This window comes from Butyrivibrio hungatei DSM 14810, from assembly GCF_900143205.1.
GTDB lineage: Bacteria > Bacillota > Clostridia > Lachnospirales > Lachnospiraceae > Butyrivibrio > Butyrivibrio hungatei.
The window spans coordinates 643003-655391 of sequence record NZ_FRDH01000003.1 but is presented as its reverse complement, the minus strand read 5'-3'; the positions used below and the strand labels follow the sequence as shown (position 1 = coordinate 655391).

The 12389-nt window shown below is 39.4% G+C and carries 13 protein-coding genes; all 13 read left to right on the top strand.

Translation table 11 applies throughout. The features are described from left to right. Positions 1 to 129: 129 nt before the first annotated feature. The 13 genes from BUA02_RS03125 to coaBC all read left to right on the top strand — a co-directional run bounded on the left by BUA02_RS03125 (position 130) and on the right by coaBC (position 12370). The gene (locus BUA02_RS03125) at positions 130 to 594 is read left to right on the top strand and encodes a hypothetical protein (protein WP_072700853.1); all 465 of its coding nucleotides are present in this window, start codon (positions 130 to 132) and stop codon (positions 592 to 594) included. Positions 595 to 602: 8 nt separating this feature from the next. Then, positions 603 to 1736 (top strand): alpha/beta hydrolase, encoded by a 1134-nt coding sequence (locus tag BUA02_RS16040; protein ID WP_083572620.1) that lies wholly within the window; start codon positions 603 to 605, stop codon positions 1734 to 1736. Then, entirely contained in the window at positions 1736 to 2014 is a 279-nt protein-coding gene (locus tag BUA02_RS03110) for a barstar family protein (RefSeq protein WP_083385971.1), read from the top strand. Before BUA02_RS16040 ends, BUA02_RS03110 begins: the two co-directional genes overlap by 1 nt. Before the next feature lie 294 nt (positions 2015 to 2308). Next, positions 2309 to 3577 carry an ArsB/NhaD family transporter gene (locus BUA02_RS03105; protein WP_072700851.1) on the top strand — a complete coding sequence of 423 codons (1269 nt, stop codon included), beginning with the start codon at positions 2309 to 2311 and terminating at the stop codon, positions 3575 to 3577. 127 nt (positions 3578 to 3704) lie between these two features. Then, positions 3705 to 4976: a M18 family aminopeptidase gene (locus BUA02_RS03100; RefSeq protein ID WP_072701223.1), complete on the top strand. Its 1272-nt coding sequence runs from the start codon at positions 3705 to 3707 to the stop codon at positions 4974 to 4976. A 44-nt stretch (positions 4977 to 5020) separates the two neighbouring features. Further along, positions 5021 to 6325, top strand: coding sequence for an SseB family protein (locus BUA02_RS03095; RefSeq protein WP_072700849.1), 1305 nt, complete (start codon positions 5021 to 5023; stop codon positions 6323 to 6325). A 167-nt stretch (positions 6326 to 6492) separates the two neighbouring features. Continuing rightward, entirely contained in the window at positions 6493 to 8079 is a 1587-nt protein-coding gene (locus tag BUA02_RS03090) for a hypothetical protein (protein WP_072700847.1), read from the top strand. A gap of 2 nt (positions 8080 to 8081) precedes the next feature. Beyond that, positions 8082 to 8795, top strand: a complete 714-nt coding sequence (locus tag BUA02_RS03085) for a hypothetical protein (protein ID WP_072700845.1) — start codon at positions 8082 to 8084, stop codon at positions 8793 to 8795. A gap of 70 nt (positions 8796 to 8865) precedes the next feature. After that, positions 8866 to 9159: a hypothetical protein gene (locus tag BUA02_RS03080; RefSeq protein ID WP_072700843.1), complete on the top strand. Its 294-nt coding sequence runs from the start codon at positions 8866 to 8868 to the stop codon at positions 9157 to 9159. Beyond that, complete coding sequence (locus BUA02_RS03075) at positions 9156 to 9521, top strand: DUF5082 family protein (protein WP_072700841.1); 366 nt, start codon at positions 9156 to 9158, stop codon at positions 9519 to 9521. The genes BUA02_RS03080 and BUA02_RS03075 overlap by 4 nt, the downstream gene beginning before the upstream one ends. Before the next feature lie 196 nt (positions 9522 to 9717). Next, positions 9718 to 10368 carry an ECF transporter S component gene (locus BUA02_RS03070; RefSeq protein WP_242946461.1) on the top strand — a complete coding sequence of 217 codons (651 nt, stop codon included), beginning with the start codon at positions 9718 to 9720 and terminating at the stop codon, positions 10366 to 10368. A 10-nt stretch (positions 10369 to 10378) separates the two neighbouring features. Next, positions 10379 to 11161 (top strand): type III pantothenate kinase, encoded by a 783-nt coding sequence (locus BUA02_RS03065; RefSeq protein WP_072700839.1) that lies wholly within the window; start codon positions 10379 to 10381, stop codon positions 11159 to 11161. A gap of 12 nt (positions 11162 to 11173) precedes the next feature. Beyond that, positions 11174 to 12370, top strand: coding sequence for a bifunctional phosphopantothenoylcysteine decarboxylase/phosphopantothenate--cysteine ligase CoaBC (gene coaBC / locus BUA02_RS03060; RefSeq protein WP_072700837.1), 1197 nt, complete (start codon positions 11174 to 11176; stop codon positions 12368 to 12370). The last annotated feature ends 19 nt before the right edge of the window (positions 12371 to 12389 follow it).

The window sequence follows — 12389 nt, the reverse complement described above, 5'->3', positions numbered from 1 at the left end:
ATATTTAGCTGGATGTTCTATGTGTTAAAAGGGCATGCCACAGGCGATATGCTTTTTATAGAAAAATAATTAGATATACAATAAAATATATGTTAGAATTCATACTTGCAATTGAACGGGGGAGACAAAATGGGAGAGACAAAGAAAGCTCTTTTTGCAAGAAATTTAGTATGCATATGCATAGATTCAGCTGAAGAGGGGGATCTTCAGGGTAAGATATGGCATCAGTATTCTGATGATGCAATTGCTTTTGGAAATGTGGCTGATATGGTCATTAAAATGGATAATCTCTATGATCAATGGGATTTTCCACAGAAGGGGCTTGAACAGAGAGAGTTCACTTCAACTAAGAGGTCAGAGGAACTTCAACGGACAGACAAGCTTCCAATCGACGAGATCCAAAAGAAATGCGGAACCAGAAATATCCAGAACAAAAAGGGCGAGCTTGCTACTTTTGTAGTTCAGGTCGCTTTTAGACAGAAAGCCACATGGCAGGGACGTGCCATTTGCAGTGAAAATGGCAAAGAGTATGACTTTGGCAGTGCCAAGGCGTTAATAGATATAATGGATACTAAGATCCATGGAGAAAGGTAAGTTTTTTGATGAATAAGGTAAGAAAGCATACAAGAAGGATCGCTATTGGATTTCTTGTGCTTATCCTGATCGCCGCAGTGGCGTTTAAGGTATATAGCAGTAACTGTTACAGGGAAGATAAATATACTATCCATGCTGTTGAAGAGGAGTTTCAGGGCAAAGTTGATTCTTTTTCCGATCACAATGGAACAGTATTTATTCCGAAAGATCAGGAAATAAAGGCTGTTATAGTTTTTTATCCGGGTGGTAAAGTTGAATACAGTGCATATAGTGGTTTTATGTATGAACTTGCAGGCCGCGGAATCGTATGTATCTTACCTAGAATGCCAGAAAACCTGGCTTTTTTAAGAATTGACGCTGCAGATATAATAACCAGAGGATATACCGACGAAGTTGCGATCTGCGAAGAAAGTGACTGGTATCTTGCGGGACATTCACTGGGCGGAGTTGCAGCATCTTCATATATCGCAGAACATGCAGAAGAATATAAGGGACTTATCCTATGCGCATCATATCCTGCAAGTGACCTATCTGACCTGGATTTGAGCCTGTTATCACTTTATGGTACAGAAGATAAAGTTTTAAATTTTGATAAATACGAGAATTCTAAAATGTTATGGCCTGAGGATTCTACGGAGTACGCTATTGAAGGTGGTAATCATTCGTACTTCGGAAGCTATGGATTGCAGGCAGGTGATGGCAGACCAACTATTACAAACAGAGAGCAGATGCAAAAAGCTGCCGACATCATTGTAGAGTGGATCGAGAAGTCAGATGTAGACTTGCCGGATTCTAATATAGCTGAAGATGGAATCTATGACAGTAAAGAAGATGTGGCCAGTTACCTTCAGACTTATGGCAAACTTCCTTCCAATTATATTACCAAGAAGGAAGCTAAAAAGCTTGGCTGGACAGGCGGTTCTCTGGAGGAATATGCACCTGGTATGAGCATTGGCGGAGATTACTTTGGTAACTATGAAGGACGCCTTCCTGAGGACAAGACGTATCATGAGTGCGACATAGATACTCGCGGGCAAAAGAGCCGTGGAAGTAAGAGGATAGTCTATTCTGATGATGGATACATTTATTATACGGAAGATCATTATGAGACCTTTGAACTTCTGTATATGCCGGTGGGGTGATGATGGAGAAGGTTTTTTATATTGATCTATCAGGTGTTACAACTTCTGATGAGTTGCAGGATTTATTGGTAAAAGAGCTGCCTCTTCCTGATTATTACGGCAAAAATCTTGATGCATTATATGATGTTCTGACTGAAAATCTACAGGAGTGGAATATCATCTTTTATAATGTTTCTGGAACTGCTGATAGTTTGGGCAAATATATGGGTACGCTCAAAAGGCTTTGCTGTGATGCCTGTTTAGAAAACAGTAATTTAAAAGTTCGTTTTTATTCATAAAATGATGTGTATAATGTGATACAATAAACGAAATAGCAATCAATTGACAAAATGATTATTATTCCGTAAACTTAACTGGTGTCCTGATAAAAGGGAGTAGCTGGTCAGCTTGTGAGCTGGCTGCCGGATCCGTCAAGACGATACTGATCAGTATCCGAGTCCGGCCTAAGGTTAAAGTATTTTATAACTGACAGCAAGACTTTTATCATAGCTTTTGCTATGGTAAAGGTCTTTTTTTACGGTTGCAGATGCCGTTAATAGATCTTGCCATAAGAAAAAACAAGAGGAGATTTTATGAAAACACTGGCAATTATTCTTTTCATCACTATGTACGTTTTTTTGATAGCACTTCCAAAGAGGCGTGCAATTGTAGCTCTTTGTACAGCAGCTATTTTTGTTATCACAGGTATTCTTCCTGTAACAGAGGTCTTTAGTGCTGTTGACTGGAACATACTTATGATGCTCTTTGGTACAATGGTAATCGTTGATTATTTCATTGAATCCAAGATGCCTAATCTGATTGCAGATAAAATTTTGGAATTAGCACCAAATGTTATGTGGGTGACTATTTTTATGTCACTGTTCGCAGGTATTATTTCAGCTTTCATTGATAATGTAGCAACACTTCTTATGGTTGCTCCTGTTGGACTTGCTATCTGCAAGAAACTTAAGATATCACCTGTACCTATGATAATCTGTATCGCAGTTTCATCAAATCTTCAGGGGGCTGCTACACTTGTTGGTGATACAACTTCTATCATGCTTGCGGGTGCAGCCAAGATGGACTTCAATGACTTCTTCTGGATGCAGGGAAAACCTGGTATGTTCTTTGCAGTAGAGCTTGGAGCTCTTGCTACAGTTCCTATTATGATGTTTATGTTCCGCAAGGACAAAGAGCCTGTGAAATCAGATGAGCATACAGAGGTAACTGACTATATTCCTACAATTACGATGCTTGGACATGTAGTATTCCTTATTGTGGCATCATTCTTCCCAAACAAACCAGAAATCACAAATGGTGTTATCTGTATGGTATGGGGTATCATCAATATCGTTTGGGAGATCATTGCCAGCAAGAGTACTGACAGTATGTGGCATTCCCTTAAGGCAATCGACTATGACACAATGCTTCTTCTTTCAGGACTTTTCTGTGTAATTGCAGGTATCACAAATGTCGGACTTATTGATGATATTGCTCAGCTAATGGCTAGTGCAGGAAAGGGAAATGTATTCCTTCTCTATACTGTCATAGTTTTTGGCTCCGTAGCGGTTTCTGCATTTATTGATAACATTCCATATGTAGCAACTATGCTCCCTGTATTATCAAGTCTTGCTGCTGTTATGACAGTTAATCCACTTCTTCTTTACTTTGGACTTTTGGTTGGAGCAACACTTGGTGGAAACCTTACACCTATCGGTGCATCTGCTAATATCGCCGGAGTAGGAATGCTCAGAAAAGAAGGTTATGAAGTATCCTTTGGAGATTTCATGAAGATCGGAGTTCCATTCACAATGACAGCAGTAATTATGGGATATCTTTTTGTTTGGGTATTCTATGCTTAAATATTTTGATCAGTTTACAGCCATCATCCTTTAATGGGATGATGGCTTTTTTGTTACATATTCGAGAAAAATGGGACGGCATGTGATATACTACTGAAATATGAATGTTGTAAAAAGAAAGGCAATGATCATGAAAAAAATATCAGATAGAATGCTCGAATTTATAGATGTATCTCCTACATGTTTTCATGTAGTTGAGAATCTTAAAAAAGAGCTTATTAAAAATGGCTATGAAGAGCTCGATGAAAAGAAAGAATGGAAGCTTAAGAAGGGTAAGTATTTTGTTACAAGAAATGATTCTTCCATTATTTCTTTTAGAATTCCTAAGAAGGACTTCAAGGGCTTTTATATGATCGCAAGCCACAGTGATTCTCCTTCTTTTAAGATCAAGGAAAATCCTGAGATGGAGGCTTCAGGAGCTTACGTTAAGCTTAACGTTGAGAAATACGGTGGAATGCTTTGTGCTCCTTGGTTTGACAGACCATTATCTGTTGCAGGCCGCGTGCTTGTTAAAGATAAGAAGAATGGCATTGTGTCTAAGCTTGTAAATGTGGATAGAGACCTTGTAATGCTTCCTTCACTAGCTATTCACATGAATCGCGAGGCTAATGAGGGATACAAGTATAACGCTCAGACAGACATGCTTCCATTATTTGGTGATGAAACTTCAAAAGATAAGTTTTTTGACATGATAGCTGAGAATGCTGGGGTCAAGAAAGCTGATATTCTGGGACATGACCTGTTCCTTTATAATAGGGTGGCTCCAACGTATTGGGGTGCCAATAACGAATATCTTGCCAGCTCAAGACTTGATGATCAGGAGTGCGTATACACTACATTTGAGGGATTTATGAATTCTAAGGATTCTGATAATGTGCCTGTTCACTGCGTATTTGACAATGAAGAGGTTGGAAGCGGAACCAAGCAGGGCGCTGCTTCTACATTCCTTAAGGATACACTTACAAGGATCAATGAGGCTCTTGGAAGAACTAACCAGCAGTATTTTACAGCAATTGCAAACAGCTTCATGATCTCAGCTGACAATGCTCACGCTGTACATCCAAATCATGCTGAGAAGGCTGATCCGGTTAACAAGCCAGTAATGAACAAGGGTATTGTAATTAAGTACAATGCTAATCAAAGATATACAACAGATGCTGTATCTGCAGCATTTTTCAAGGATGTCTGCAATAAGGCCAAGGTGCCTTTCCAGACATTTACTAACCGTTCAGATATTCCTGGAGGTTCAACACTTGGCAATATCTCAACAACTCAGGTTGCAGTAAACACTGTAGATATCGGACTTGCACAGCTTGCTATGCATTCTCCTTATGAGTCAGCAGGCAGCAAGGATCCAGAGTATCTTGCTAAGGCTGCACAGACATTTTACGGAATGTGATATTTGGGGATCAGAGAAATATAAGTATTAGGAAAGAGGAATAAATGGGTATTTTTAACTTATTCGGTGGAAAAAAGGGTGAGGACGACGCTGCCAAGGTAGAGCAGGAGCTTGCCGTAAAAAAGGAAAAAACTATAGAGGAAATTAAAGAGGCACATGCAGACCTTTCATGGCCTGTGATCCAGAAGATCAATCCTGTAAATGCCAAGGGCACAGAGGAAGTCTTAATGGATGAGACTGTTTCAGATGAGCGCAAGGACGAGATCGGACCTTATATCTACGAGGAGGAGATCTCAGCTGATACTATTAAGTCATTATCAAGTCAGGAGTTGCTATTTCTTTTAACAGCGCTTGAGATGTATCACAAGAAATCTCCACTTCCTGGCTTTGAAAAGAACCACAGAAACATCTACAATGAAGTACTTGGAAGAGTCAGAGATGCAGAGTATCTGTACGTTCTATACGACGCAGCAACAGGTTATCCTTTCATTGATCATGGTTTTGGAAATGTTTACCTCGAAGAGGAGATTGCAAATAAGGCAGTAGAGCTTTTTGCCAAGCAGTTTAGAAGACTTGTCGTTAGAAAGTGTAAGGTCGAGAATGACCAGCTTCCAGCCAATGTTAAGAGGGGATTCTTTGATTACCTTTATTACATTGGAATTGATAATCTTGTGGTTGATAACGGCGCTTACAGAGCAAGATTTAAGAGAAGTGAGATCGTAGCTTCTCCTATGGACTGGAATAATGACAAGAAGGATGCTTCTCCTGTTAACCCAGCTCTTAACTTTGCTATGCTTGATTTCCTTGGGGAAGTTAAGTGGCCTGTAAACTATGAGAAGAGACCTGAGATCGTTAAGGCCAAAGAGATGAGAATGATCTCTCTTATTCGTTCAGGAAGCTTCATTGTTCCTATGCAGCACGAAGGTCCTGTTGAGACTACAGAAGATGGCAGAATGAAGATGGGTAAGGACACCAAGATCAAGTTCCTTATCGTGAAGGATCCAAATGGCAAGCAGTTCCTTCCAATCTACACTGACGCCATTGAATTTACCAAGAAACTTGCTGGTCCAGAGTGGAACGCAGCAGTATTTAAATATCAGGACATCCTTAAGTTTGTTCAGGACAAGGATGGAATCAGCATCAATCCTGCAGGACAGGGCATCATGATCCCTAAGGATAGGATGATGGCTATCGAGATGGCTGGACAGCAGGTTGAAGCCATGAAGGCCGCAGCCAAGGCAGCAGGCGCCAAGGGCGCAGCTAAAGGTGCAACTTCTGGAAACCCAGAGGACGATATCGTCAAGAGTGCACTAAACCAGGCGATGGCAGAACTTAATAGCAATAAGTGATTTACAAAATGAGCCACAACCGTCCCTGTGGCTCATTTTTTTACAAAATGAGCCCTAGGGACGGAGGTTAGGGCTCATTTTTGGCGTTGTATGCTTGATGGGACAAAGGAATGCATGGTAAAATATTACGATTGTATTACAAATATTTCGAATAAGGAAATGAAGAAATGCCCCTAAAGTATGATGCTGAACGCGTAGCTGAATTCAATGAAGAGTTAGAATCAGTAGTTGATAGATATAAAACTTTTGCGGCTTTATTTGTAAGAGGATGTGAAAAATATAGTGAGAATAGTGCTTATATTGGTAAAGCAGCAGATGCTTCTAAGCAATTTATGTTAGAAAAACAATCTCAGCTTATGTTGGATGTCATTGCAGTCCATAAAATTATGATGGAGAAGTATTTTGATGCTGAAAATCTATTCAGAGAGAAAGTGGATTCTGCATCATATGCTAGATTAGATATGGATGTACTTAACAAGCAAAAATGTTATTTTCAAGGGCAAAGTGAACTTTTGGAGCAGGAATCACTGGCTATAGAAAATAAGGCTCGGGAAGTGGTTGCTAAATTTGGAGAATTCAATCTAGGAGCAATACCTCCAAGTTATGCAAGAGCTAGATTGACATATGAAGAATTATGCGGTAATGGTGGCTTTTTAGATGAATGCATTAGCAAATTTATAAAGTATGATGATCTTGTTGTGGAAAATTTGAATTCATCTGAGATACATAGTTGTATAGCTGATTTGTTTACCAGAATTCAGAAAACAAAAGCAGCTTTAGATGTGATAAACGTAGAAACACTGCCAATGGATGTGAAAAAGTTTGTGATAACTACAGTTGGTCTTGGGAGGGCATTTACAGAGACATTATTTCAGAATGCTAAAGAAAAATATAACTATAGTCTGTTTAAATCACCTAGTGGTAAGAGATTTGAGAAGACATATGCAGACACTTTTTCGGTTCTTGATGCCAATAGGGTTAGAATCGGAACCGTTAGCGACTCTTTTGTTGAGGTCAAATATATAGATTCGACCGGAACAGCAGCTATAAGCTATGGTGGAAAGCAAGAGTGGTTTAAAGGTGAACCTTATCATGGAGATGTAATAGCGACCAATGGATGCGGAGTAATTGCAGCTGTTAATCAATATTTGTATTTAACAGGACAAACTCAGATATCACAAGCAGATTATAAAAAGTTGGTACGTGAATTTTTGGAGGCGAAAGACCAACTATCAGGTAGTCGTGAAAAAGTGTCAATGGGAAGAATAGCGGCATTATATGGGCCTACAGGGTCAGTACCAACGCAAATGACGGATTATGTAACGAATATGTGTGCAGATAATGGAGTTGAGATTTCCTCACATTGGGACTGTTTGCAAGATTATGAAAATGACTATGAAAATATGAAAAAACAGTTGAGCAATGGAATTCCGGTTATATGGGCAATGCATGACATGGAAAATGCATTTGCTGATAGTAACAAGGTAAGCATAGTAGGAGTTAAAGTTTATAGTTATGATTCTACAACTGGAACATATTCAGCAATAAAGAGTGAGATTACAAGCCATTATGTTGTTGCTACAGCAATTTACGAAGATACAGATGTTACTGGAGTAACTAGGAGATTGGTGGAAGTATCTTCATGGGGAGAAAAGTACTATATAGATTATGATCAATATAAGGATTTAGTGAATGATGATTTGAGAAATCGCCCTTTTTCAAGTATTACGAATACAAAAATAGTGAGGAATTAGACATGAAAAAAATACATATATTTGCTGTTTTGCTGATTGGGATTGTGGCAATAGGCGTGATTTGTTTTGGATATTTATCAAAATCGAAGAATAACGTTAATACATCATATACAGAATGGGTTGAGGAAATTGGAGTAAATTCAACTGAGTACATAGATATTTACGGTGGCGTAGAGGATGACTCAAAAATATGTCTGTTTATTGATTATCATGATGATTTGGAGGGATATAAAGAATTATGTGATATTGTTAACGGACATAATAGATTTGTTGAGGAAAACCCAACATATTTTCCTAATAATATGAATATATGTTTTGTGAATAGGCATAAAAATCAATGTGTTCCCACATTTTTCTTCAATAATACTGATATATCCTATGGTATAGATAAATATATACCGGAATTAAAACGTGAAGCTACTGCCAAATTACAATATATGTTTATTGATTTAAATGCGGCCGCTATGGAATTGGAAGTAACGGATAATTTAGAAATAAATGTTCCGGTTTTAATTTTTTATTACAAGAATTCGTCTCTTCCAGGAGATAAGGGATATGAATTACTAACTGAATTTAAGAATCTTGAACAGGTAGTTATCGATTATCATGTACCTAATTATGCCATAAGAGATGTAGCTGAATCAATCAGAAGGTACCAACCTGATGTGGAAATCTATTTCGTTGATGGTAATGACTTAGTTAAATATGAAGGATAGTTCTATTAAGGTTAAAAAATACTATCGATAGGAGAAATGTGGCAAAATAGCGGCTGAAACCGGGGTCTATATGGACACAGAAGTGTTCACCGATATAGTAGAAGAAATTAGAAATACAGCAAGTATGTGCGAGTTATCTGATGAACCCTTAAGGAATGTTAGTGCTTGGGAAGGGCTACAATGTGGTCGATATATGAACAAAATCTTAGAACATGTATATGAGTTATCACAATTGTATAGACTAGAAGCATCGGAGTCATTGCCAAATGCTTTAACATCATTAAGGGATGGTCTCATAGAGCAGGATAAAATTATTGCACGTAGTATTTCAGGACAAGTAATAAGCTTTGGAGGAAAAGAATGAGTCATATTCTTGCGGAAATATATGAACTTAAGCAAATGATTGTTAAGTACGAGGGTTATATAGTTGAGCTTGAGGATGCATATGATTTTATTGAGGGAAAATATCAAAATATACAGAATGAAGTTTATGAGCTGGATTTGGCTTATGATATGACAAGTGGAGCTGAGTGGAGAGGATTCCTTGAAAAGACTGGAGAAAAAATGAGAACTGATATGTGCGGTTATACTGCGGAGAGCCAAGAAGAGACTGAACAGTTTTTGGCAGATATTATGATTATGATAGAGAATATTCGAGAGTTAATTAGGGAATTGGAAGAGAAGATAGCTTATTTGGAGGCACAAATGTGCTCATTACAAAAGTAAGCTCTGATCTATGTATTTTATGAGCCCTAATCTCCGTCCCTAGGGCTCACTTTGTAAAAAAATGAGCCACAGGGACGGAGGTTAGGGCTCATTTTTTGTGAAATCAATTGACATAGATTTAACACATTGCTATATTTATGTTGCACTGTATTCGGGACGCCCGAAACGGTAGCTTTTTTCTAAAGGAGAATTAAATATGGATAACACATCAATGCTTGGCCGCAAGACTACAGAGGAGTCAGTCGGACTTAGCAGCAAGACACGTTTCATGGTGGAGACTGCCCTTATGATCGCAATCGTTCTGATCATGGGTAATACCGTTCTCGGTACAATTCCTACACCAATTCTGAAGGCTTCTATCGTAACTGTACCAGTTGCTTTAGCAGCAATGCTTATTGGACCACAGGCAGGTATCATCTGCGGATTAGTGTTTGGTCTTAACAGCTTTGTTGGTGCCTTTACAGGATCTAGCTTAATGCTTTCAACACTTTTTTCCATTAATCCAATCGGAGCATTTTTTACAGCAGTAGTAGCAAGAGTTTTGGATGCTACACTTGTTAGCTTTATTTATAAGGCTTTGCACAGAGGTAAGCTCAAGCCGGCTTCATATTACATCACTGGCGCTCTTATGCCAATCTTCAACACGGTATTCTTCATGGGAACTTTATGTCTCTTTTTCTACAATACTGAGTATGTTCAGGGTATGGTGACCAAATACAACGCTACAAATCCATTTGCATTCGTAGTTGCTATGGTTGGCGTTCAGGCTACAGTTGAGGCCGTTATTGGATGTATCCTTGCTGGTACTCTTGGAGTTGTGCTTTCCAAGGTGCTTCACAGAGGATGAGATTCTTTTCATGGGAAAGATATTAACAATTGATATAGGAAATTCGAATATTGTTGTCGGGGTGTGGGATGGAGAGTCCCTAGAACGGACTGGCAGGATACAGACTAGAAGAGATTATTTGGTAAAAGAGCTGCTTGATGCCTTTACTGAAAATGGTGTTTGCGGAACAGAATGTGCCTATGAGGGGGCAATTTTGTCTTCTGTAGTTCCTGAGATAAATGACGTTTGCCTTGACGCGCTTAAAGAGATTACAGGAAAGAGGCCGCTTCTAATGGGGCCTCTTCTTGATACTGGAATTGATCTTTCTAAATATGAACCGGGAAGCATCGGTATGGACCGTATTGTGGATGTGACTGCCGCTACGACTATGTATGGAGCACCTGTTCTTGTGTGCGACCTTGGTACCTGCACCACTATTACTGTAGCTGATCTGGGCGATGCTCATCATAAGGGCAGGATAATTGGCGGAATGATCTGTCCCGGAGTTCAGCTGTCTCTAAATGCAGAGGCTGAGCATACTTCTCAGCTTCCTAAACTTAGAGCTTCTGAGGTAAAAGAACTACTGGGGAAAGATACATCATCAAACATGATGTCCGGTGCTGTAGCCGGATGTGGGCTGATGTTATCAGAACTAGCAAAAAGGCTTACAAGTGAAATGCCAGATCTTAAAGTAGTAGTAACAGGCGGCCTTGGAAAACTTGTAATTCCATGGATAAAGTGCGATGCAAAGGTCCATTATGAGCCTGATCTTTTGCTAAGAGGACTTAGAGATATCTTTGTGGCAAATAAGTAAGGAGATTGTAGGATGTTAGAAGGAAAAAATATATTACTTGGAGTAACTGGAGGAATTGCTGCATACAAGACGGCGGACCTTGCTTCTAAGCTGGTAAAACAGCATGCAAATGTTGATGTCATAATGACTGAGAATGCAACACAGTTCATTACACCTCTTACATTCGAGGCACTGACACACAATAGATGCGTTACTGATACTTTTGACAGAAATCATCCTTGGGAAGTTGAGCATATAGCTCTAGCTGACAAAGCTGACGCTCTTGTGATAGCTCCTGCTACAGCAAACTGCATTGCTAAGATTGCCTGCGGAATCGCAGATGATATGCTGACAACTACAGCTCTTGCCTGTAACTGCGTCAAGATAATTGCGCCTGCAATGAATACCAAGATGTATGAGAATCCTGTGACTCAGAGGAACCTCAAGACTCTTAAAGAGCTCGGATATGTGATCGTAACGCCTGGAGATGGTTATCTAGCCTGCGGAACTATTGGCAAAGGCAGAATGGAAGAACCTGCTAAGATTTTAGAGACTATAGTAAGCGAAGTTTCTTTTAACAAAGATATGGAAGGGCTAAACGTTCTCGTAACAGCTGGCCCTACAAGAGAAGCAATCGATCCTGTAAGATTTATTACCAATCATTCAACAGGCAAGATGGGCGTGGCACTTGCCAAAGCAGCAGCAAAGAGAGGCGCCAACGTTACACTGGTTGCAGGACCAATAGATATCGACGTTCCATCTTATGTAAATGTTGTAAGGATAACTTCAGCTGCTGATATGTTCGAGGAAGTTACAAAAAGAGCAGAAGAACAGGATATTATAATTAAGGCAGCTGCTGTTGCTGACTATACTCCTGTAACATGTGCAAACGACAAGATCAAAAAATCGGAGGATGGCTCAGATCTTGCAATAAGCCTTAAGAGAACGGAAGATATCCTTGCTTGGCTCGGCGCTCACAAGAAGGAAGGTCAGATTCTCTGCGGATTTTCTATGGAAACAAGGGATATGCTTGAAAATTCAAGGAAGAAACTTCAGAAAAAGAACCTTGATATGATCTGTGCAAATAACTTAAAGACCCCTGGAGCTGGATTTGGCGTAGATACTAATGTCATAACTCTTTTAACAAAAGATAACGAAACTCAGCTGGAACTCATGAGTAAGGACGAGGCTGCCCAGAAAATCTTAAGTGCGATTCTGAAGCTAAAATGAGCCCTAGGGACGGAGGTTA